Source organism: Methylobacterium sp. B4 (assembly GCF_003201865.1).
Lineage (GTDB): Bacteria > Pseudomonadota > Alphaproteobacteria > Rhizobiales > Beijerinckiaceae > Methylobacterium.
Genome location: NZ_QJJJ01000016.1, coordinates 13671 through 34480, shown reverse-complemented (window position 1 = coordinate 34480; position 20810 = coordinate 13671). Strand labels below are relative to the sequence as shown.

The following is a 20810-nucleotide window of genomic DNA, read 5'->3' as shown; positions in this document are numbered from 1 at the left end:
CATGGAAAAAGGGCCGCCCCGAGGGGCGGCCCTTTCCGTCTCCGGGCGATACCGAAGAGAAATCTTAGCGCGAGTAGAACTCGATGACGAGGTTCGGCTCCATCTGCACCGGGTAGGGCACCTCGGAGAGGCCCGGGATCCGGGTGACGCGGGCGGTCATCTTGTGATGATCGACCTCGATGTAGTCCGGCACGTCGCGCTCGGCGAGTTGCGAGGCCACGACCACGATCTCGAGCTGGCGGGAGGCTTCCTTCACCTCGATCACGTCGCCGGCCTTGACCTGGTAGCTCGGGATGTTGACCCGGCGGCCGTTGACCTTGATGTGCCCGTGGTTGACGAACTGGCGCGCGGCGAACGGGGTCGCCACGAACTTCGAACGGTAGACCACGGCGTCGAGGCGGCGCTCGAGCAGGCCGATTAGGTTCTCACCGGAGTCGCCACGCAGGCGGATCGCCTCGGCGTAGTAGCGGCGGAACTGCTTCTCGGTGATGTTGCCGTAGTAGCCCTTGAGCTTCTGCTTGGCGCGCAGCTGCGTACCGAAGTCGCTCATCTTGCCCTTGCGGCGCTGACCGTGCTGGCCAGGGCCGTACTCGCGGCGGTTCACGGGGCTCTTCGGGCGGCCCCAGATGTTCTGGCCCATGCGGCGATCGAGCTTGTGCTTCGCCTGGACGCGTTTTGACATCGCTGTTCCTCTGGAACAAATTTATGAGGAACGCGCCCTCCTCTCCCTCCTCGCTGACGCGGCGAGGGCGACAGGGCGGCTGTTACCGCCCGCGGGTGCGCATGAAAGGGTACGGGGCCCCGATCAGGAGCCCCGTCCACGGCTCGCCTGCTAGACGAGAACGCCCGCGCCGTCAAATCCGGAGCCGGCTGCCGGGCCGGCACGACAGGTGCGTCACGCTTCGTTAACCCTCGTATCGCCTGAATCGCACGAGACCATTCCCCGGAATCTGACGGAGCGCCGACCCATGCCGACGCCAGCCACCCGCACGAGCCTGATCGCGCTCGCCCTCGCCGGAGCCCTCGCCGCCGGCCCGGCCCAGGCCGACTTCCAGTCCTGCCTCGCGGGCATCCAGTCCCAGGCCGCCGGGGCCGGGGTCTCCGCCCGGACCTTCCAAGCCGCCACGGCCAACATCGCCTACGACGACAAGGTGATCGAGCTGTCCCAGGCGCAGCCCGAGTTCAAGACGCCGATCTGGGACTACATGTCGGCATTGGTGGACGACGAGCGCGTCGAGGACGGGCGCGCCGCCATGCGCCAGCACGCCCAGGCGCTGGCCAATGCCGAGGCCCGCTACGGCGTGGACCGTCACACCATCGCCGCCGTCTGGGGCGTCGAGTCGAATTTCGGCAAGAACCTCGGCAAGATGCCGCTGGTGCAATCGCTGGCCACGCTCGCCTGCTCGGGCAACCGCCGCCGGGACTTCTTCCGCGGCGAACTGATCGCAACGCTTAAGATCATCGAGCGCGGCGACATCGAGGCCTCGCGGCTCACCGGCTCCTGGGCCGGCGCCTTCGGCCAGACGCAGTTCATGCCGACCACCTATCAGCGCCTCGCTGTCGACGGCGACGGCGACGGACGGCGCGACATCGTCGATTCGGTGGCTGACGCCGTCGCCTCCACCGCCAACTTCCTGCGCGTGGCCAAGTGGTCGAACGCGCAGCCCTGGGGCTACGAGGTGCGGCTGCCGCGCGGCTTCAACGTTGCGGGCGCCGGCCGCAAGAACAAGCACGCGGTCGGCCATTGGGCCTCGCTCGGCGTCACCCGCATCGACGGCCGTCCCCTCAGCGGGGAGGGGCCCGCCGGCATCATCGCCCCGGCCGGCATCAACGGCCCCGCCTTCCTCGTCACGAAGAACTTCGACGCGATCTACTCCTACAACGCCGCCGAATCCTACGGGCTCGCCATCGCCGTGCTCTCGGACCGCCTGCGTGGCCGCCCCGGCGTCCAGGCCGAGTGGCCGACCGACGATCCGCCGCTCTCGCGCGCCGAGCGCCGCGACCTCCAGACCCGCCTGATCGCCCGCGGCTACGATGTCGGCGAGCCGGACGGGAAGGTCGGCTCCAAGACCCGCGAGGCCATCAAGGACGTGGAGCGCCGCCTCGGCATGCCGGCGACGGGCCGGCCGGGCGGCAAGGTGCTGGAGGCGCTGCGGCGGGGGTGATGCCTCTGCCGCGCGATGTCATCATCGATCAGGAACGGTGCGGCCTATCCCGTCGATGAAGGCCTCGGCTTGTTCGATGGCCCAGCCGCCTTCCTCGGCGGCTGGCATGTGACCGAGATCGTCCGCAGAGAGGCGGGGCTTCTCCGGCTGATTCAGTGATCGGCCGAGGGCCGGATCGCATCAGTCATATCGTTTTCGGTCCATCGCCTCGGCCTTCGCCCCGCTCCGTCCCCGCTCCGTCATCGCGAGGCGGAGCCGAAGCGACCCAGAGCGCGACATGTCCGGAAGGGACGGAGCCCTGGATCGCCACGGCTTCGCCTCGCGATGACGGAGGAAGAGGCCGAAGCGATCAGCCGGAAGCCGTATCAGAACCGGATCGCGGCATCACGTTGCGGACGCGCCTCTCGCAACGCAGGACCGACTCTCATCGGGATCGCTACCCGCAACAAAAAACCCGCCCCGATCATCTCGGGACGGGCGCGGCGGTGAAAGCGGCTCCGGGGAGCCGCTTTCCGACGGCTTACTCCGCGGCGGTGGCGGCGGCCTTCTGGGCCTTGGCCGCCTTCTCGGAGCGGTCGGAGCGCTCGACGATACGGGCGGACTTCCCGCGGCGGTCGCGCAGGTAGTAGAGCTTCGCGCGCCGCACCTTGCCGCGGCGGGCCACCTTGATCGAATCGATCATCGGCGAATGCACCGGGAAGACGCGCTCCACGCCCTCGCCGTAGGAGATCTTGCGGACGGTGAAGCTCTCGTTGAGGCCGCCGCCGTTGCGGGCGATGCAGACGCCCTCGTAGGCCTGCACGCGGGTGCGCTCGCCTTCCTTCACGCGGACGTTGACGATGACCGTGTCGCCCGGCTCGAAATCGGGAATGGTCTTGGCGAGGCGGGCGATCTCTTCCCGCTCGAGCTGCTCGATGATGTTCATTGGAAAGCTCCGGCCGTTAGCGCCCGTCCGGTGAGGTCCGGGCGTCAGGATTTCGGCATCCTGTTGTGAGTTGGCCGGGCCTTTACAGGATGCGCGCGGACTTGTCGATGGGCGCGCGCGGGAGGCGGCCGGCTCCGCTCAGTAGCGGGCCGGGACGAACATCTCCGGCGGGATCGGCGCACGGAGGTAGTCGGCGTTGCGCACGCGGTCGGGCAGCACGACGGGCGGGTGGTTCACGGTCTGATAGGGGATCTGCTCCAGCAGGTGGCTGATGCAGTTGAGGCGGGCGCGCCGCTTGTTGACCGCCTCGACCACCCACCACGGCGCCTCGGGGATGTGGGTACGTGCCAGCATATCCTCCTTGGCGCGGGTGTAATCCTCCCAGCGGCGGCGCGATTCGACATCCATCGGCGAGAGCTTCCACTGCTTCAGCGGGTCCTCGATCCGCATGTGGAAGCGCAGCGCCTGCTCGGCGTCGGTGATCGAGAACCAGTACTTCACCAGCAGAATGCCGGAGCGCACCAGCATGCGCTCGAATTCGGGCACGGAGCGGAAGAACTCCTCCACCTCGTCCTCGGTGCAGAAGCCCATGACCCGCTCGACGCCGGCGCGGTTGTACCAGGAGCGGTCGAACAGCACGATCTCGCCCGCCGCCGGCAGATGGGTGACGTAGCGCTGGAAGTACCATTGCGTGCGCTCCCGCTCGCTCGGAGCGGGGAGGGCGACCACGCGGCAGATGCGGGGGTTGAGGCGCTGGGTGATGCGCTTGATGACACCGCCCTTGCCGGCCGAGTCGCGCCCCTCGAACAGGACCACGACCCGCAGGCCCTCGTGCTTCACCCAGTCCTGGAGGCGCACCAGCTCGTGCTGGAGCCGCAGCAGCTCGTGAAAGTAGCTGCGCCGGGTGAGGGATCCGCCGTCCTCCTGGGCCTCGTCGAAGCCGAGTTCCAGCTCCTCGTCGTAGCTGTCGGCCAGTTCGCGGCGGATGGCGTCGAAATCGTAGGCGTGCGGGCGGCTGTCGTCGCGCATGGGGCCGGGTCCGGTCGTCGAGGTGGGCCGGACGCTTAGAGCACTCTCGTGTGACAGGCCGGCGAAGCTTGCCCGGCGAAAACCGCGGTCGGGTCGAGCGCGGCCCGAGGCCGCCGCCCCATTGTCAGTTGCGCACCGAGCCGGTCGTCGTCACGGAGGCGTGCGGCTTCGTCGAGGCGACCGGCGCGTCCTTGATGGCTTCCTTGGCCGCGGGCTTCGGTTTGGCCGGGGCGGTCTCGGCGGCCTTCACGTCTTTCTTGGCGAGCACCTTGCTGAAGGCGCTGACATCGCCGTCCGCATCGGCGACGGTGATGCGGTTCGCCTTGGCGGCCTTGTCGCTCAGCGCCTTGCCGCCGGTCTTGGCCGGGTCCTGCACGGCGACGACGGTCGTCGGCTTCGCCTGCTCCTTGCGGGCGGCGGCCGCCTTGGTCGGGCCGGGGGCGTCGGCGGGCGCGGCGGCCACGAGGACCGGCTTGCCCTTGGCATCGACCTCGAACTCGTTCGGGCCCAGGGCGAGGCTTTCCGGCCGGCTGATCTCGCCGAGATGGTAGCGCCCGTACTCCTTGGCCGTGTAGGCGAGTTCCTTTTCCTTCTCCTTGTCCTTGTCGGTCTCGATCAGGCTGGCGAGGGCCGGGCCCTCCGGCTTCTGCGGGCGGAAGACCGGATTCTGGCTGCCGTCCTCGTAGACCACGCGGGTGGCGGGCGTGCCCTTGGCGATCAGGTCGGCGACGTCGCGGCTGTCGCGGTCGCGCTTCTCCGCCACGAGCGGATCGACCCGCGGCGTGCAGTTGCCGGCGGCCACGTCGGCGCCGCCGAACACGTACTTGGTGCCGCAGGCCGCGACCCGCGGCTCCTCCCTGAGGGTCTCGAAATAGTCCGAGCCCTCCTTGAGGTTCTTCCAGAACGGCGCGTTGGGATCGTTGCGGAACTTGGCGATGTTCGCCGCCGTCATCCGAAAGGGATAGGACTGGAACTGGAAGGCCCGCTGGCCGCCGCTGAAGGCCTCGCGGGCGAGCGCGTAGATCTCCGACATCGAGGCATCGGTCATCGCGAAGCAGCCCGACGACGAGCAGGTGCCGTGCACCATGATGTAGTTGCCGGTGCCGCCCTTGGCCCGGTCCACGGCGTTCGGATAGCCGACGTCGAAGGACAGGTAGTAGCTGGAGTTCGGGTTCATCTGACCCGGCGTGATCGTGTAGAAGCCCTCCGGCGCCTGCCGGTCGCCCTGCTTCGTCTTGGGGCCGAGCTGGCCCGACCAGCGGCAGATCGGGTAGGTTTTGAGGAGCGCGTACTGGCCGTTCGCGCCGCGCTTCCACACCTCCATCTCCGCTTCCTTCTTGAAGGCGCGGATCAGGATCGGGTCGGACTGGCTCATCCCCTTGGTCTGCATGAGCGAGACGACCTGGGGCGGAATCGGGGTCAGGCTGCGGGTCGAGGCGCCGCCGAGCATGGCGCTGTCCTGGCAGGCACCGAGGGTCATCGCCAGAACGACGAGAGCAGTCGCCGCAAACGGACGCACAGCCATGGGGAACCCGTCCTTACGTGTCCTCGCCCGCGAGGCTTCTCCTGCCTCTTGTGCGGACGTCACTCCCCGAACCCAATAGCCCGGGTAGACTTACCCGAACCTTACCGCAATGCGGCCGGACGGTTTGTGGACGAGCGTGGCGGAACGGTCACGGTTCCCCACCAAAGCGCCGTGCGAGCGGCAGCAGACCCTTCACGAAGGCGTCATCGGCCGGGTCAGCGAAGCGCAGGCCGACGGACGGCGAGCGCGTCGTCACCTCGAGCCAGTCGAGATGCGGCTCCCGCGCCAAGCGCTGGACGGAGGGCTCCTCGCCCTGCCGCAGGGTGATCATCGTGAGGTGATTTTCCGCACCGGCCGTGCCGGCCCGCGCCGCCAGCCCGTCGCGGATCGCCCGCACCGTCTCGGGCTCGGTTGGAAGGGCGGTGAGCAGGTAGAGGGCGTTGCGCGCGCCCGGCCGGGCCAGCGCCACCCGCAGCCGCCGTACGCCCTCCTGAAGGAAGCGGTAATCCTCCTCGCTCGTGGCGGGGTCGTGGTGGTTGAAGACGAAGGGGATGGCGTGCCGGTCGCGGTAAAGCCGATGACGGCAACGAGTCTCGTCCGGCGCCACGCGCTCACCGACCGGCGTGCTCTCGTAGTGGCGCCGGTCGAGCAGGTCCGAAAAGTCGTCGGCGAGGCAGTCGCGCACCATCCCCGGCGAGGAGAAGATCCAGTCGAAGGGCGCGGACCACGTGCGCAGGCCAAGCCCCTTGAGGAGCTGCGCCGTGTGGCAGTGGCTGCCCAGGGAGATATGGCTGACGGGCCCGGGCTCGCGCAGGTCCCGCAGGCCGAGACGGCGCAGGCCGCTGAGAAGCCCGGCGGCGGTGGGCCGCTTCACGCCGCGCCGCCGATCACAACTTGCGCCCGATCTCGAGGAATTTCTGCGCCCGCCTGTCGCGGATCTCGTCGCGGCCCAGCCCCTCGAACGCGGCGAGCGCGCGGGCCACGGCCTCGCCGGTCGCGTCGAGCGCGGCCTTGCGGTCGCGGTGGGCGCCGCCGGTCGCCTCGGGCACGATGCCGTCGATGATGCCGAGCCGAAGCAGGTCCTGCGCCGTGATCTTCATGGCGGTGGCGGCGTCGTGGGCGCGGCCCTGGTCGCGCCACAGGATCGAGGCGGCGCCCTCCGGCGAGATCACGCTGTAGATGGCGTGTTCCAGCATCAGCACGGTGTTGGCGGTGGCGATGGCGATGGCGCCGCCCGAACCGCCCTCGCCGATGACCACCGCGACGTTGGGCACGCCGAGCCCGAGACAGGCCTCGGTCGAGCGGGCGATGGCCTCGGCTTGTCCGCGCTCCTCCGCCTCGATCCCGGGGAAGGCGCCGGCCGTGTCGACGAAGGCGATCACGGGCAGGCCGAAGCGGTCGGCGGTCTCCATCAGGCGCACGGCCTTGCGGTAGCCCTCGGGCCGGGCCATTCCGAAATTGTGGCGCAGCCGCGCCTCGGTGGTGGCGCCCTTCTCCTGGCCGAGCACGCAGACCGGCCGGCCGCGGAAGCGCCCGAACCCGCCGAGGATCGCCTCGTCCTCGCCGAAGCTGCGGTCGCCGGCCAGCGGCGTGAATTCCTCGATCAGCCCGGCGCAGTAATCGACGAAGTGGGGGCGCTGCGGATGGCGGGCGACCTGCGTCTTCTGCCAGGGCGTGAGGGCGGCGTAGATCTCGGCCAGCGCCTGAGCGGCCTTGGCCTCCAGCCGCCCGACCTCCTCGCTGATCGAGACGGCGCCGTCGCGCTGGCCCAGGGCCTTGAGTTCCTCGAGCTTCGCCTCGAGCTCCGCGACGGGCTTCTCGAAGTCGAGATAGGAGCGCATCACCGCCATCGATCGTGGGTCCAACTCTTGCTCGGCATCCGCGCGGCTCGGCCCCGCCGCGCGCCCGGGTTCGAATCGGAATCCGCTTCGAGACCAGGGCGCGCGCGAACCCGCGGCCGGGCGCGGTGTTCGGGGAAGCGGGGATGGGTGTCAACCGCCGCGGCGCGTCAGCGACCGCAGTGCAGCGCAATCGACTTCGCGGTCCGGTTGGGGCAAGTCGGTCGGCGCGAGGGTCCGCGCGGCCCGCAACCGGAGGGATTGTGCATGAGCCTGAATGGGAAAGCGGCCGTCGTCACCGGCTCGACCAGCGGCATCGGTCTCGCCATCGCCCGCGGCTTCGCCAAGGAGGGCGCGAACATCGTCCTCAACGGCTTCGGCAAGCCCGACGAGATCGAGCGCACGCGGACCGGTCTGGAGAGCGAGTTCGGCGTGAAGGCCGTCTACTCGCCCGCCGACCTCACCAAGCCCGACGAGATCGGCGGCCTGATCGCGCTGTCCGCTGACAGCTTCGGCAGCGTCGACATCCTGGTGAACAATGCCGGCGTCCAGTACGTCGCGCCGATCGAGGAATTCCCGATCGAGAAGTGGGACCAGATCATCGCCCTCAACCTCTGCTCGGCCTTCCACACCCTGCGGGCGGCGATCCCCCACATGAAGGCGAAGGGCTGGGGCCGCGTCATCAACACGGCCTCGGCGCACTCGATGGTCGCCTCGCCCTACAAGTCGGCCTACGTGGCGGCCAAGCACGGCGTGGTCGGGCTCACCAAGACGGCGGCGCTCGAACTCGCCACCCACGGCATCACCGTGAACTGCATCTCGCCCGGCTACGTCTGGACGCCGCTGGTCGAGAGCCAGATCCCCGACACGATAAAGGCGCGCGGGCTGACCAAGGAGCAGGTGATCGAGGACGTGCTGCTGAAGGCGCAGCCGACCAAGGAATTCGTCACCGTCGATCAGGTCGCGGCGCTCGCCGTGTTCCTGTGCTCCGACGGCGCCAGCCAGATCACCGGCGCCAACCTCGCCATGGATGGCGGCTGGACGGCGCAGTAGCGCCGCCCGTCACCGTGAGCCGACCGCGACGCCGTCGCGGCCGGCCCCTCCGCTCAGCGGCGCGAATGCAGCAGCAGGGCGAGGCCGTAGCCGACCGCGCCGGCGATCAGCAGCGCCAGGAAGGGGTTCTCGCCCACCTGGGACTCGACCCGCTCGCGCCCGTCGCGCAGGTAGGTGCCGCCGTGGCGGCTGATCCGGTCGTAGGCGTCCTCCGCGTAGCCGCCGACATCGTCGGCGATGTCGCGCACGGTGTCCTTCGCCTGCCCGTAGACGCGCTGCGCCCGGCCCTCGGCCTCCCGGTAGCGTCCCTCCAGCGAGTCCCGGTCGGAGCCGAGCGCATCGCCCACGGCACCCTGCGCCCGCCCACCGAGATCCTTGGCGGTGCCGACGATGCGATCCGTATCAACCATGGTGGAACTCCCTTCCTTGTCGCGTCCGCCACCTTTCGGTTTCGGGCGGGCGTCGGACAGGGAAACGTCCGAAGGGCATTTCGGTCCCGCGGCGCAGCAAAAAAGCGGCGCTCGCCGATGCCTGAGTCGGTGTTAGCCCGCCTCGGCCAGCACCATCGCCCGCGGCGGCGGCAGGTTCGCGCGCAGCTCGCGGCTCACCACCGACGAGGTCGCGACGGTGCCGAGGTTGGCATAGGTCTCGTGGTTCTTCTCGATGGCCGAGAGGTCGTAGAGGTAGTTGACCATCAGCCCGTAGGACTGGCGCACGCCCTTCTTCGAGGTGTCGCCCAGGAAGTTCAGGCGCTCCAGCCGGGCACCGTTGCCGAGATGGAAGCGGGCGACCGGATCGAGAGGACGGCCCCGCTCGTTCTTGGCGCGCAGGAAATAGGCGGCCGCCGCCGGGATCATGGCCCGCCGCACCGCCTCGCACTTGGCCTTATCGCTGCGCCAATCATCGCTATCGAGCAGGCGCAGCGCCTCCACGTCCTCCCGCGTGAGGCCCTGCGGCACGTCGGCCCCGCGCTCGCGGTCGAGCCAGGTCCGGAAGCCCGGTACCGGTGAAAGGGTGACGAAGGTCTTGAGCGAGGGAATTTCGCGGGCGAGATCCTCGACCACCTGTTTGATCAGGAAGTTGCCGAAGGTGACACCGGCCAGACCCTTCTGGCAGTTCGAGATCGAGTAGAAGACCGCCGTCGTGGCGGCGCGGGCCGCCACCGGCTCGCGCCCGTCGGCGAGGATCGGCTGGATCGCGGCGGAGATCCCGGCGGTCAGCGCCACCTCCACGAAGATCAGCGGCTCGTCGAGCAGGGCCGGGTGAAAGAAGGCGAAGCAGCGCCGGTCCGGCGGCTCGATGCGGCGGCGAAGCTCGTCCCAATCGGCGATCTCGTGGACCGCCTCGTAGCGGATGATCTTCTCGAGGATGTGGGCGGGCGTCGTCCAGTCGATGGGGCGCAACACCAGGAAGCCGCGATTGAACCACGAGGCGAACAGGTGCTCGAAATCGCTGTCGAGGCTCACCGCCGCGTCCACCATCTGCGGGTCGGCGCTCTGATCCTTGAGATGCTTACGCAGGATGAAGAGATCCTCGCGCATCCGCACCAGCGCCAGCGTGCCGCCGCGGGCGAGGTTGAGCCGGCGGATCAATTCCTGCGAGCGGGGCTCGGCAGCCTCGTGCAGCAGGCCGAGCCGGGCCCGGGTCGGGTCGGCGCGGTAGCCCGCGATGGCCTGCTCCACCGCCGCGTGATCCGCTCCGAACTCGCTCGCGACGATCCCGAGGAAGATCAGCCGCTCCTCCAGCGGAAGCGAGGCGTAGCGGTCGAGGATGAGCCGGGCCAGCGCCACGCCGGACGCCTCGCCCCGCCGCGAGATCAGATCCTCGCACAGCCGCGCCAGATCGGCCGGGCTCGCAGTCCGGGCGAGGTCGCCGCGGGACAGGCCGATCAGGTCGCGCCCACGGTCGCTGATGGTCTGGATGAGATCGCCGAGGAACGAGATCGCCGCCATGACCGGCAAGCCTCCGGAACCGCCTGACCGCCGCCCCGGGAGATGGGCGCGATATCGCCGGAAACCTAAGGCGTGCGCTGTCCGCGCGCCAGCCGCATCGCCGCCGGCCCTGCCCTTGCTCCACCATATCGCGCGAGGGGTGGCGATACCGTCACGCCCCGCCCCCGCAGAATTCCCGCGGGCAAGCCGAAGAAATGTTCACCGACCGAAGAGATGGTGATTCGATCAGATCAGCTTAAAGGTTCATCAACGAGCCGAAGTACATATTCAATACGTTCGCAGTCCACGGTTGCCTCTATTACAAATGATCGTTCTGGGCCGAGATGCGCTCCTTCCGGCGGTTGAGCTTCCGCCGTTGCCTCGTCGCTTCTTGCGTCGGCCGGCTCACGACCGGATCGGCGGGAGGATGACGCGGCCGATGTCGCGCTCGCTCGGCCTCGGTCCGTGCTTTCAGTGGAAAGAATCCGTCCGATGATCCGGTTGCCCGGCCTCGCCGGAACGGATCGCCGGAGCGGGCAAGCGGAAGCGGGCCTCAGAGTCCCGCGCCGACGCGAGGCCCTGCGCCGCTTCCTCGGGGACGACAGCGGCGCCTCGGCCATCGAGTTCGCCTTCTTCGGAACGCTGATGCTCATCCTGATGATGGTGCTGTTCCAGTACGCGATCGTCTATATGGCCCGGCAGAACCTCGACAATGCCCTTCAGGTCGGCGCGCGCGCCCTGATGACCGGAAGCTTCCAAAGGGGAACCAGCAGCACGGCCAACGCCGCGACGATCACCAGCAACCTGCGTGCGGTGATGTGCGGCAATTCCGACGCGCCGGCCCTGTTCTACACCTGCAACGACATGAAGGTGGACGTGAGGATCTCCGGCAGCGGCGGTTCGGGGCCGGTGGTCGATGCCAAGACCGGCACGTGGTCGGACACGTTCGGAACGAGCTATTCCTGCCCGGGGCCCACAAGCATCGCGGTGATCCGGGCAGCTGTCCGGCTGCCGCTCCTCGTTCCCATGTTCAAGCTCGGATTGTCCGGGTTCGCGGGCAACGCCGCGCTGGTGCAGGCGGCCACCGTGATCCGCGTCGAACCCTATCCGGTCACGGGAGCGGGGAAGTGCTGAGGCTGCGCGACTCGCTGCATCGTCTCCGCGGATGGGGCGCCGGCCGCGCCGCACGTCCCCGCATCGCGGACGAATCCGGCGCCGTGACGATCGAGTTCGCCGTGCTGGTGCCGCTTCTGTTCATCCTGATCGTCGGGGCGGCCGAGTACGTGAACGCCATCGACAACCGCAACAAGGTCTCCGCGCTCACCCGCACGCTCGCCGAGCTGACCTCGCAAGGGGATGGGATGAATCCGATCTCGGCATCGCTGATGGGCCAGATCACGGGGGCGGCCGAGCCGGTCCTGGCGCCGTTCCCGGCCTCCGGGGCGACGATGAAGCTCGCCGCCATCGGCGTCTATAGCGACAAGGGGCAGCTGACGCCCTTCATCTGCTCGAGCTGGCCTGCCCAGAGCGCCGCACAGCGGAAGGACGCCTCGAAGAAGCTCGCCATTCCCTCGATCTACGGCCGGGCCGGCGCTCGCTACATCTCGGCCGAAGTCTCGATGGACTATCAGCCACTGTTCGAAGCCTTTCTGACGCGTTTCCTCGGTCCGCTCGACCTCTCGTTCTCCTGGAACGAGAGCCTGACATGGCCGGCCCGGGGAGGGGTCGAGGGGGAAAGCTCCGAGCGGGAGATCGTGTTTCCCGGCGGTCAGGTCTGTCCGGCCAAACTCTGAGCCTCGGCCGGACAGGCGGGCTCAGCCGTCCACCGCCCCGGCATCGGCGAGGGCAGCCGTGTCGGCCCGCTCACGCCAATCCATCACGCCGTGTGAACGGGCGAAACGAATCTCGGCCGCACGCAGGGCCCGCTCCGGATCGCGCGCCCGCGCGATCTCGACGCAGCCGACCGTGAAGGGCACTCCGAGGATCTGCTTCGCGAATTGGACGCGGTAGTTCGGCATACACAACTCCTTCGCTGAAGCGGTTGTCCGGTTCTCCTGAGAGATGTGCGCCATCCGGCGCCCACGGGCAACAGCCTGCTCGGTCAAGCCGCTGCGAACGCAGAGACTTTCCGCGGGCTTCTTCTCATATAGGACGTCACGGACCGCATGCTACCGCGCGCTTCCTGAACGGAGGGGGACAGTCTGCCGCGCGACCGTCCGGACCGGGTGGAGCGCCCGGGGCTGGCACTCCGGCGCAAGCCTGCCGTAAGGGGCGGGCCATGCTCACGACGCCGACACCTGCCCGCTCCCCGCGCTCCTGCCCCGAGCGGGGAGACTCCCGATGAGCCGCGACATCGCGCCCCTGACCCGAATCGGGCTGACCCTGATCGCCGGCGGGGCGGTGGCCAACATCTATTACAATCAGCCGCTGCTCGCGGTGCTCGTCACCGAGTTCGGCGAGCATGCCGCCCTGGCCGTGCCGACGGCGAGCCTCGTCGGCTACGGACTCGGCATCCTGTTCCTCGTGCCGCTAGGTGACGCCCTGCCGCGGCGCGACCTGATCGTCTGGCAATTGCTTGGGCTCACCGCCGCCCTGGTCGCGGCGGCTTTGAGCCCGAACCTCGCTGTCCTCACGGCGGCGAGCCTCGTCATCGGGGTGCTGGCCTGCGCCGCGCAGCAGGCGGTGCCGTTCGCGGCCGAACTCGCCCCCGATGCCAGCCGCGGGCGGATCGTCGGCGGGGTGATGACCGGGCTTCTCTCCGGCATCCTGCTCGCGCGCACTGCGAGCGGTTTCATGGGCGCGCATCTGGGCTGGCGCGCGGTCTTCTTCGCCGCCGCGGGCCTCGCGCTCGCCATGGCGCTGGTGGCCCTGCGCACCCTGCCGCGAACGGCCGCCAAGCAACGCCTGCGCTACCGGGCGTTGATGCTCTCGCTGCTCCATCTCGTGCGCAGCCAGCCGATCCTGCGCAATGCCAGCCTGTCCCAGGCGCTGCTGTTTGCGAGCTTCAACGCGTTCTGGGCGACGCTCGCGCTTCTCGTCGAGGCGCCACCCTTCGACCTGACCTCGGCCGGGGCGGGCCTGTTCGGCGTGATCGGCGTGGCGGGCGCGCTGATCGCCCCCTATTCCGGGCGCTACAGCGACCGACGCGGGGCACGGCCCGTGGTGATCGCGGGCAGCGTCCTGGTGGCCGCGGCCTTCGCGGTGCTGGCACTCGCGGGGGAGGGCTCGCTCCTCGCCATCGCGGCCGGCGTGCTGCTCCTCGACATCGGCATCAACGGCGCGCTGATCGCCAACCAGACCCGGGCCTACGCGCTCGTTCCCGGCGCGCGGGGGCGTATCAACACCGTCCTCTTCACCGCGGTCTTCATCGGTGGGGCGGCGGGCGCCTTCCTCGGCTCGCGCGCCTTCCAGCTGGCCGGCTGGCTCGGCGTCTGCATCGTCGGCGGCGCCTTCGCGCTCGCCGCGCTCGCCGTGTCCTGGCTCGGCGGCCGGGCCAAGCCGGCTTGAGCACCGCCTACCGCAGCACTCGCGACAGGCGGCACCACGCCGTCTTGTCAGGCGGCAAGCCGAAGCGCAGTTGCTCGGGGCTCTCGGGGAAGCGGCGGACGTAGATCCCGGCCTCGCCGAGGCGGCGGAACAGGCCCGGCGCGTCGTCGAAATCGGCGGTGCGGAACAGGCTCGTGCCGCCGACGATCCGTCCGCCGGCCCGCCCGATCATCCGGTCGAGCCGTGCCGCATCCTGCGCCCGCGTGCCGGCCGCCGCGCGAAGCCACGCCGTGTCCGGCAGCGCGGCGCAGCCGGCGGCGATGGCGGGTCCCGAGACCGCCCAGGGACCGAGCGCGGCCTCGATGCGCCGCGCCAGTTCCGGCTCGGCCAGCGCGAAGCCGAGGCGCAGGCCGGCAAGGCCGTAGGTCTTGCCGAAGGATCGCAGGACGACGAGGCCGGGACCGGGCGCCACGGCCTCCACGGGCTCGAGATCGGCGAAGGCCTGATCGAGCACGACGAGCCCGCCGTCGCCGGCCGCGCGCATCAGCGCCTTGAGCGAAAAGATCCGTCCGTCCGGATTGTTGGGGCTCACCGCGACCACGACATCGGCGCCCTCGGCCTGCGCCGGCTCGGCCACGAGCCGCACGGCGTGACCGGAGCGGGCCCAGGCGGCGGCGTGCTCGGCATAGGTCGGCCCGACCACCGCCACTCGCGCGCGCTCCAGCAGCCGCGGCAGGGTCTCGATGAGGATCTGCGTGCCGGGCGCGGCGGCGACATGGTCCGGCCCCGGCGCGCCGTAGGCCGCCGCGGCCGCCGCCTTGAGCCGGGCGAGGTCGGCGGGGGAGGGCAGGCGCTGCAGGGCGCTGGCCTCGAAGGCCGGCAACGGATAGGGCACGGGGTTGATGCCGGTCGAGAGGTCGATCCACGGCTCGGGCGCGTCGGGAAACAGCCGGCGGGCCGCGTCGAGATCGCCGCCATGCGGGATCGCGTCCTCCGAACCGTCCGCCCGCACGCCGCGCCCTTCCATCCCGCCCCGCACCGACGATGCCCTGGACCGCCCTGACCCACCCGCCCGACGCCCTCGGCATCCTGGCGCTGGCCCTGCTGATCGAGGCCGTGGCCGGCTATCCCGACCGCCTCTATCGCGCGCTCGGCCATCCTGTCACCTGGATCGGCCGCCTCATCACGGCCCTGGAGGGGCGCCTCAACCGGGGCGAGGCGGCGGCGAGGCGGCGAGGCGGCGTAGTCGCGCTCATCTTGCTGCTCGCCGCGGTGGCCGCCGGCTCGCTCGCCGTGACGGCGCTTGCCGGCCTCGCCGGGCACGGGTTCGGCCTGCTGCTGCTGGCGATGCTGGCCGCGAGCCTGCCCGCCCAGCGCAGCCTCTTCCTTCATGTCCGGCGGGTGGCACAGGCGCTGCGGGCGGAGGGGCTGGCCGGGGGCCGGCAGGCCGTCTCGATGATCGTCGGGCGCAACCCCGAAAGCCTCGACGAGCCCGCCGTCTGCCGGGCCGCGATCGAGAGCCTCGCCGAGAACTTTTCCGATGGCGTGGTGGCGCCGGCCTTCTGGATCGGCGCGGGCGGGCTCACTGGCGGGGCGCTCTACAAGGCGATCAACACCGCCGACAGCATGGTCGGCCACCGCACGCCGCGCTTCGAGGCCTTCGGCTGGGCGTCAGCCCGGTTGGACGACCTTGTGAACCTGCCGGCCTCGCGGCTGACCGCGCTCCTGCTGGTCGCTGCGGCCTTCCTGAGCCGGGATGGCAGCGCGTCGGGGGCATGGCGTGCCATCCGCCGCGATGCCCAGCACCACCGCTCGCCCAATGCCGGCTGGCCGGAGGCGGCGATGGCGGGGGCACTGGGCCTGCGGCTCGCCGGCCCGCGCATCTACGGCGAGACCCGCGTCGAGGATGCCTGGATGGGCGACGGGCGGGCGGAGGCGAGCGCCGACGACATCCTGCGCGCCCTGAAGCTCTATCGAACCGCCTGCGCCCTTCAATTCACCCTGGTGGCGGCCGGGACCGGCTTCTGGCTCTATTTCTCTTGAGTCCGGCACCTGCGCGGGTGCCCTCGAAAGGCAGCGGAGAGTGCGGCCATGCGTGTGTCGAGCGGAGTCTGTCTCGCCCTGTTCCTCGGCGGCGCTTCCATCCCCGCGCTGGCGGCCGACACGATCCTGAAACCGGAGAGCGGGTCCTTCCGCTTCACCGACGACCTGAAGGGCAAGAAGGGAGAGGCGGCCAACGACGTCAGCGGGATCGCCTGCCTCCCCGAGAAGGCGGGCAAGCGGCGCTGTCTCAGCGTCGACGACGAGAGCCGGGCCGTCCAGTTCCTGACGATCGACGGAGGGATCATCGAGCCCGGCAAGACGATCGACCTGATCGGCATGGAACCGGACCCGGCGACCCTCGGGACGCTGCCGACCGATCTGCGATGCCCTTCCGAGAAGGCGGCGGAGTTCAAGGAGTTCGACGGCGAGGGCATTGCCTATGCCGCACCCTACTTCTACGTCGTCGGCTCGCATAGCTGCGGTCGCAACAAGGACCGGCTCAGGACCTCGTCGCTGATCCTCGCCCGCCTTCGCGTCGATGCCCACGGCAAGCCCGAGGGAAAACGCAACGCGGCGGTCGAGACCAGCTACCGCCTCGGCGACGTCCTCGCCGCTTCCGAGACGGTGAAGGCCTTCTTTCTCAAGAGCCTGATGCAGGGCAACGGCCTCAACGTCGAGGGCATCGCCGTGGTGGGGGACCGGCTCTACGCGGGCCTGCGGGCCCCCTCGATCGACAGCAAGGCCTTCCTCGTGGAAGCCGAGCTGGGGGCGCTGTTCGCTCCGGGCTACGAGGCCTATCGCGGGAGGACGCGGACGATTGCGGTTCCGGTCGGCGAGCGTGCCGGCATCCGCGATCTGGCGGCGCTCGAGGACGGGCGGCTCCTGCTGCTCACCGGTCCGGCCCAGGAGCAGACGGGGGTCGCCTACCGGCTCTTCCTGTTCGATCCGACGACGGGCGGTGAACCGCAGGCGCTCGGGGCGTTGGAGGCGCTCGACGGACCGGACCGCGGCGGCAAGGCCGAGGCGGTGACGGGGCTCGGCCGCGACCGCGTGCTGGTGCTGTTCGACAGCCTCCGGAACGGCAGCCCGCGCAGCTACCGGGTGCCCGCCGCGCTGATCTCCGAGCCTTGACGGCAGCCGCGCTCAGCGCAGGGCGAGCAGTCCGTCGCAATCGAGATGCGTTTCGAGGTGGTCGGCGAAGCGGTCGAGCACCGCCTCGATTCCGGCCTCGTAGCTCTCGGAGCCGGCATCGGCACCGAGCCGGGCGAGCCAGGCGGCGCGCTGCCGGTCGTCCGCGAACAGGCCGTGGACATAGGTGCCGGCCACGAGCCCGTCGGTGGAGACCGCTCCATCCGCCCGGCCGTCGGCGAAGCGCAGGAGCGGGCGGGCGGCGTCGGGCCCGGTCGTGTCGCCCACATGCATCTCGTAGCCCGAGAAGGGCAGGCCGTCCGCCAGCGTCGTGCCGGTGACCGCGACGAGGCGTTTCTCGCCGGTCATCACCGTCTCGACATCGAGGAGCCCGAGCCCCGGCAGGCGGCGCGGCGCGCCCTCGATCCCCTCGGGGTCGGCGATGGAGCGGCCGAGCATCTGGTAGCCGCCGCACAGCCCGAGCACCCGGCGCCCGCGGCGCAGATGGGCGCGGATGTCGATCTCCCAGCCTTGCGCCTGGAGGAACGCGCAATCGTCGATCGTCGTCTTGGAGCCCGGCAGGACGATGAGGTCGGCCTCCGCCGGGATCGGCTCGCCGGGGGCGACGAAGACGACCGCGACGCCGGGCTCCTGCCGCAGGGGGTCGAGATCGTCGAAATTGGCGATGTGCGGGAAGCGTAGGACGGCGATCAGCGGCACGCCCCCGCGCCGCCGGTCCGGCGCGTCGAGGGCGAGGGCGTCCTCCGGGGGCAGGCGGCCGGCCTCGGGGAAGAAGGGCACGAGGCCGAAGGGCGTCCAGCCGGTGCGGGCGGCGATGCCGCTCATGCCGTCCGCGAACAGCGTCGGGTCACCGCGGAAGCGGTTGACGATGAAGCCGCGGATCATCGCCGCGTCGTCGGGCTCCAGCACGGCCTGGGTGCCGACGAGGCTCGCGATGACGCCGCCGCGGTCGATGTCGCCGACGAGCACCACCGGCGTGCCGGTCGCGCGGGCAAAGCCCATATTGGCGATGTCGCCCCGGCGCAGGTTCACCTCGGCAGCCGAGCCCGCGCCCTCCACGAGCACGATGTCGGCCTGCGCACGCAGGCGCTCGAAGCTGTCGAGTACGGCCTCCATCAGGCGCGGCTTCCAGGCCTGGTACTCCCGCGCCTTCGCGGTGCCGATCATCCGTCCCTGCACCACCACCTGCGCGCCGACCTCGCTCTGCGGCTTCAGGAGCACCGGGTTCATGTGGACGGAGGGCGCGACGCGGGCGGCGCGGGCCTGGAGCGCCTGGGCGCGGCCGATCTCGCCGCCATCCGCCGTCACGGCGGCGTTGTTCGACATGTTCTGCGGCTTGAACGGGCGCACGGTGAGCCCGCGCCGGGTGAAGGCGCGGGCAAGACCGGCCACCAGCAGCGACTTGCCGACATCCGAGCCCGTGCCCTGGATCATCAGGGCGCGGCTCATCGGCGGGTTTTTCGCTGTGTCGTCATGACCCTGCCATGGCACCGGAGGCGGGCGGCGTCGAGCCGGCGGCCGCGCACAGGGCGAACAGCCAGTCCCTCGCGCCCGCCGCATTTGGAACGGCCGGCACGTCGGGCAGGGCAGGGCGGGCGACGATCACCACGGGCAGCCCGAGTTCGCGCGCCGCCTCGATCTTGGCGTAGGTCGCCGCGCCGCCGGAATTCTTCGTGACCAAGACCTCGATACCGGCCTCGCGCATGAAGCGGGTCTCGTCGGCGAGGCTGAAGGGGCCGCGGGCGCTCACCGTGGTGAGGTCCGGCACCGGCAGGGCGTCGCCGACCGGCTCGATGGTGCGCACGACGTAGGCGTGGTGCGGCGCGCAGGCGAAGGCGGAGACCTCCTGCCGCCCGATGGTCAGGAAGACGCGCCGGGGCAGGGGGCCGAGGGCCTCGACGCTCGCAGGGACGGACGCCACCTCGATCCAGGCGTCGCCCGGGCGGCGCTCCCAGGCCGGACGGCGGATCGCCAGCAACGGAACGGCCGCCTCCGCACAGGCGCGCGCGGCGTTGGCAGAGATGCGGGCGGCGAAGGGATGCGTCGCGTCGACCACCGCCGCGATGGCGTTCTCGGCGAGCCAGCGCGCCAGCCCTTCCGCCCCGCCGAACCCGCCCACCCGGGTCGGGACCGGTTCCGGCCGCGGCGCGGCGGTGCGGCCGGCGAGCGAGAGCGTCACGCCGAAGGCCGGCGAATCCGCGATCAGGGCGGCGAGCGCACTGGCCTCGGTGGTGCCGCCGAGCAGGAGCACGCGCGTGACCGCCCCGCGTTCAATCGGACTCCGCTTGGGATGAGGCGGGTACGGCCCCTGGCCGGGGGTCTCGGACATTCGTACAACCTGTCTCGCCCGCAAAAACCCGGGAGCGGTCCGGGCAAGGTTCTGCGACGTGAGACCCTTCTGCCGCGATTGCCTGACGATGCAAGCCGAGGCCGCCCTGCGCTGCCGCGGATGCGGCTCGCCGCGGCTGCTCGCCCACCCGGCCCGGGACGGCTTGAGCATCGCCCACGTCGATTGCGACGCCTTCTACGCGGCGATCGAGAAGCGCGACGACCCGTCCCTGCGCGACCGGCCCGTCATCATCGGCGGCGGCAAGCGCGGCGTGGTCTCGACTGCCTGCTACCTCGCCCGGATCTCCGGCGTGCGCTCGGCCATGCCGATGTTCGAGGCGCTCCAGCGCTGCCCCGACGCCACCGTGCTGCGGCCGGATATGGAGAAGTACGCCCGCGTCGGGCGCGAGGTGCGGGCGATGATGCTGGCACTCACGCCGCTGGTCGAGCCCGTCTCCATCGACGAGGCCTTCCTCGACCTTTCCGGCACCGAGCGCCTGCACGGCTCCAGCCCGGCCCTGACGCTCGCCCGCTTCGCCGCGCGGGTCGAAGCCGAGATCGGCATCACCGTGTCGGTCGGTCTCTCCGCCAACAAGTTCCTGGCCAAGATCGCCTCCGACCTCGACAAGCCCCGCGGCTTCTCGATCATCGCGGGTGAGGACGCCACCGCCTTCCTGGCCGACAAGCCGGTCGGCATCCTGCCCGGCATCGGCGAGAGCGCCCGCAACCGTCTGGCCGGCCTCAACATCCACCGCGTCGGAGACATCGCGCGGGTCGATCCGGCGCGGCTGCAGGCGGCGCTCGGCCGGGACGCCCTGCGCCTGCTGGCGCTGGCCGGGGGGCGGGACGGGCGGCCGGTGCGCCCGACCCGTGAGGCCAAGAGCGTGTCGGCCGAGACGACCTTCGCCACCGATCTCGCCCGGTTCGAGGATCTGCGCCCGATCCTGTGGCGGCTCTGCGAGAAGGTCTCGGCGCGGCTCAAGCGAGCGGAACTCGCCGCCGGCAGCGTCACGCTGAAGCTGAAGGATGCGCGCTTTCGGCTCCGCACCCGCACCCGCGGCGGCCTAAAGCCCACCCAGCTCGCCGACCGGCTTTTCCACGAGGGCGAGCCGATGCTGCGGGTCGCCTGCGACGGCACCGCGTTCCGCCTCGTCGGCATCGGCGGCGGCGACCTCTGCGGCGCGATCCACGCCGACCGGGGCGACCTCGCAGACCAGGGCATCGAGCGCATCGCCAAGCGCGAGGCCGCCCTGGACCGGGTGCGGGAAAAGTTCGGCAGCGCCGCGATCCAGCGCGGTCTTGCCTTCGGCGGCGAGCCGGAGCGGCGCCGGACTTGAG

20 protein-coding genes are annotated in these 20810 nt (G+C 70.6%); 8 read left to right on the top strand and 12 right to left on the bottom strand.

Annotation, left to right across the window (positions count from 1 at the left end; all coding sequences use genetic code 11):
* Positions 1–64 precede the first annotated feature (64 nt).
* Positions 65–682, bottom strand: coding sequence for a 30S ribosomal protein S4 (gene rpsD, locus BY998_RS17505; protein WP_110352892.1), 618 nt, complete (start codon positions 680–682; stop codon positions 65–67).
* Positions 683–968: 286 nt separating this feature from the next.
* Between rpsD and BY998_RS17500 the strand changes: the two genes are divergently transcribed.
* Positions 969–2165, top strand: a complete 1197-nt coding sequence (locus BY998_RS17500; protein WP_110352891.1) for a lytic murein transglycosylase — start codon at positions 969–971, stop codon at positions 2163–2165.
* A gap of 520 nt (positions 2166–2685) precedes the next feature.
* Here BY998_RS17500 and rplS read toward each other — a convergent pair.
* From rplS to BY998_RS17475, 5 genes are all read right to left on the bottom strand, one after another.
* Entirely contained in the window at positions 2686–3090 is a 405-nt protein-coding gene (rplS, locus tag BY998_RS17495) for a 50S ribosomal protein L19 (RefSeq protein WP_110352890.1), read from the bottom strand.
* A gap of 138 nt (positions 3091–3228) precedes the next feature.
* A complete protein-coding gene (ppk2, locus tag BY998_RS17490) occupies positions 3229–4119 on the bottom strand; it encodes a polyphosphate kinase 2 (protein ID WP_110352889.1) in 891 nt (296 codons plus the stop codon).
* Between the two features lie 124 nt (positions 4120–4243).
* On the bottom strand, positions 4244–5644 hold the full coding sequence (locus BY998_RS17485) for a murein L,D-transpeptidase family protein (RefSeq protein WP_110352888.1): 1401 nt from the start codon (positions 5642–5644) through the stop codon (positions 4244–4246).
* Between the two features lie 148 nt (positions 5645–5792).
* Complete coding sequence (locus tag BY998_RS17480) at positions 5793–6518, bottom strand: DUF1796 family putative cysteine peptidase (protein ID WP_110352887.1); 726 nt, start codon at positions 6516–6518, stop codon at positions 5793–5795.
* A 13-nt stretch (positions 6519–6531) separates the two neighbouring features.
* A complete protein-coding gene (locus BY998_RS17475; RefSeq protein WP_181425550.1) occupies positions 6532–7485 on the bottom strand; it encodes an acetyl-CoA carboxylase carboxyltransferase subunit alpha in 954 nt (317 codons plus the stop codon).
* A 264-nt stretch (positions 7486–7749) separates the two neighbouring features.
* Between BY998_RS17475 and BY998_RS17470 the strand changes: the two genes are divergently transcribed.
* Positions 7750–8535 carry a 3-hydroxybutyrate dehydrogenase gene (locus BY998_RS17470; RefSeq protein WP_110352885.1) on the top strand — a complete coding sequence of 262 codons (786 nt, stop codon included), beginning with the start codon at positions 7750–7752 and terminating at the stop codon, positions 8533–8535.
* 53 nt (positions 8536–8588) lie between these two features.
* Here BY998_RS17470 and BY998_RS17465 read toward each other — a convergent pair whose 3' ends face one another.
* Both BY998_RS17465 and BY998_RS17460 read right to left on the bottom strand, forming a co-directional pair.
* Positions 8589–8945: a CsbD family protein gene (locus tag BY998_RS17465; RefSeq protein ID WP_110352884.1), complete on the bottom strand. Its 357-nt coding sequence runs from the start codon at positions 8943–8945 to the stop codon at positions 8589–8591.
* 132 nt (positions 8946–9077) lie between these two features.
* Positions 9078–10487, bottom strand: a complete 1410-nt coding sequence (locus BY998_RS17460; protein WP_110352883.1) for a malonyl-CoA decarboxylase — start codon at positions 10485–10487, stop codon at positions 9078–9080.
* Positions 10488–10958: 471 nt separating this feature from the next.
* On the opposite strand from BY998_RS17460, the gene BY998_RS17455 reads away from it, so the two are divergent.
* Complete coding sequence (locus tag BY998_RS17455) at positions 10959–11600, top strand: TadE/TadG family type IV pilus assembly protein (protein ID WP_110352882.1); 642 nt, start codon at positions 10959–10961, stop codon at positions 11598–11600.
* 83 nt (positions 11601–11683) lie between these two features.
* The gene (locus BY998_RS24460) at positions 11684–12259 is read left to right on the top strand and encodes a TadE/TadG family type IV pilus assembly protein (RefSeq protein ID WP_181425549.1); all 576 of its coding nucleotides are present in this window, start codon (positions 11684–11686) and stop codon (positions 12257–12259) included.
* A gap of 21 nt (positions 12260–12280) precedes the next feature.
* On the opposite strand, the gene BY998_RS17445 is transcribed toward BY998_RS24460, so the two are convergent.
* On the bottom strand, positions 12281–12484 hold the full coding sequence (locus BY998_RS17445; RefSeq protein ID WP_110352880.1) for a hypothetical protein: 204 nt from the start codon (positions 12482–12484) through the stop codon (positions 12281–12283).
* A 322-nt stretch (positions 12485–12806) separates the two neighbouring features.
* Between BY998_RS17445 and BY998_RS17440 the strand changes: the two genes are divergently transcribed.
* On the top strand, positions 12807–13973 hold the full coding sequence (locus BY998_RS17440) for an MFS transporter (protein WP_110352879.1): 1167 nt from the start codon (positions 12807–12809) through the stop codon (positions 13971–13973).
* A 7-nt stretch (positions 13974–13980) separates the two neighbouring features.
* Here the strand turns inward: BY998_RS17440 and cobD are convergent, their stop codons facing one another.
* Positions 13981–14979, bottom strand: a complete 999-nt coding sequence (gene cobD, locus BY998_RS17435; RefSeq protein WP_110352878.1) for a threonine-phosphate decarboxylase CobD — start codon at positions 14977–14979, stop codon at positions 13981–13983.
* A 17-nt stretch (positions 14980–14996) separates the two neighbouring features.
* Here cobD and cbiB point away from each other — a divergent pair, with 17 nt between their 5' ends.
* Together cbiB and BY998_RS17425 are read left to right on the top strand one after the other, a co-directional pair.
* Positions 14997–15995 carry an adenosylcobinamide-phosphate synthase CbiB gene (cbiB, locus tag BY998_RS17430; RefSeq protein ID WP_110352877.1) on the top strand — a complete coding sequence of 333 codons (999 nt, stop codon included), beginning with the start codon at positions 14997–14999 and terminating at the stop codon, positions 15993–15995.
* Positions 15996–16043: 48 nt separating this feature from the next.
* Positions 16044–17126: a DUF3616 domain-containing protein gene (locus tag BY998_RS17425; protein ID WP_110352876.1), complete on the top strand. Its 1083-nt coding sequence runs from the start codon at positions 16044–16046 to the stop codon at positions 17124–17126.
* Between the two features lie 12 nt (positions 17127–17138).
* Here BY998_RS17425 and BY998_RS17420 read toward each other — a convergent pair whose 3' ends face one another.
* On the bottom strand, positions 17139–18593 hold the full coding sequence (locus tag BY998_RS17420) for a cobyric acid synthase (protein WP_110352875.1): 1455 nt from the start codon (positions 18591–18593) through the stop codon (positions 17139–17141).
* A gap of 22 nt (positions 18594–18615) precedes the next feature.
* Positions 18616–19473, bottom strand: a complete 858-nt coding sequence (locus BY998_RS17415) for a cobalt-precorrin-6A reductase (RefSeq protein WP_110352874.1) — start codon at positions 19471–19473, stop codon at positions 18616–18618.
* Positions 19474–19531: 58 nt separating this feature from the next.
* Here BY998_RS17415 and BY998_RS17410 point away from each other — a divergent pair, with 58 nt between their 5' ends.
* Entirely contained in the window at positions 19532–20809 is a 1278-nt protein-coding gene (locus tag BY998_RS17410) for a DNA polymerase IV (protein WP_110352873.1), read from the top strand.
* Position 20810 lies beyond the last annotated feature (1 nt).

What these genes read in the sequence shown, in the direction of transcription:
- BY998_RS17415 (WP_110352874.1), bottom strand. Translation starts at nt 19,473, where the DNA reads ATGTCCGAGACCCCCGGCCAGGGGCCGTACCCGCCTCATCCCAAGCGG.
- BY998_RS17475 (WP_181425550.1), bottom strand. Translation starts at nt 7,485, where the DNA reads ATGCGCTCCTATCTCGACTTCGAGAAGCCCGTCGCGGAGCTCGAGGCG.
- cbiB (WP_110352877.1), top strand. Translation starts at nt 14,997, where the DNA reads ATGCCCTGGACCGCCCTGACCCACCCGCCCGACGCCCTCGGCATCCTG.
- BY998_RS17465 (WP_110352884.1), bottom strand. Translation starts at nt 8,945, where the DNA reads ATGGTTGATACGGATCGCATCGTCGGCACCGCCAAGGATCTCGGTGGG.
- BY998_RS17420 (WP_110352875.1), bottom strand. Translation starts at nt 18,593, where the DNA reads ATGAGCCGCGCCCTGATGATCCAGGGCACGGGCTCGGATGTCGGCAAG.
- ppk2 (WP_110352889.1), bottom strand. Translation starts at nt 4,119, where the DNA reads ATGCGCGACGACAGCCGCCCGCACGCCTACGATTTCGACGCCATCCGC.
- BY998_RS17425 (WP_110352876.1), top strand. Translation starts at nt 16,044, where the DNA reads ATGCGTGTGTCGAGCGGAGTCTGTCTCGCCCTGTTCCTCGGCGGCGCT.
- BY998_RS17470 (WP_110352885.1), top strand. Translation starts at nt 7,750, where the DNA reads ATGAGCCTGAATGGGAAAGCGGCCGTCGTCACCGGCTCGACCAGCGGC.
- BY998_RS17445 (WP_110352880.1), bottom strand. Translation starts at nt 12,484, where the DNA reads ATGCCGAACTACCGCGTCCAATTCGCGAAGCAGATCCTCGGAGTGCCC.
- BY998_RS17500 (WP_110352891.1), top strand. Translation starts at nt 969, where the DNA reads ATGCCGACGCCAGCCACCCGCACGAGCCTGATCGCGCTCGCCCTCGCC.
- BY998_RS17485 (WP_110352888.1), bottom strand. Translation starts at nt 5,644, where the DNA reads ATGGCTGTGCGTCCGTTTGCGGCGACTGCTCTCGTCGTTCTGGCGATG.
- rplS (WP_110352890.1), bottom strand. Translation starts at nt 3,090, where the DNA reads ATGAACATCATCGAGCAGCTCGAGCGGGAAGAGATCGCCCGCCTCGCC.
- rpsD (WP_110352892.1), bottom strand. Translation starts at nt 682, where the DNA reads ATGTCAAAACGCGTCCAGGCGAAGCACAAGCTCGATCGCCGCATGGGC.
- cobD (WP_110352878.1), bottom strand. Translation starts at nt 14,979, where the DNA reads ATGGAAGGGCGCGGCGTGCGGGCGGACGGTTCGGAGGACGCGATCCCG.
- BY998_RS17460 (WP_110352883.1), bottom strand. Translation starts at nt 10,487, where the DNA reads ATGGCGGCGATCTCGTTCCTCGGCGATCTCATCCAGACCATCAGCGAC.
- BY998_RS17440 (WP_110352879.1), top strand. Translation starts at nt 12,807, where the DNA reads ATGAGCCGCGACATCGCGCCCCTGACCCGAATCGGGCTGACCCTGATC.
- BY998_RS17455 (WP_110352882.1), top strand. Translation starts at nt 10,959, where the DNA reads ATGATCCGGTTGCCCGGCCTCGCCGGAACGGATCGCCGGAGCGGGCAA.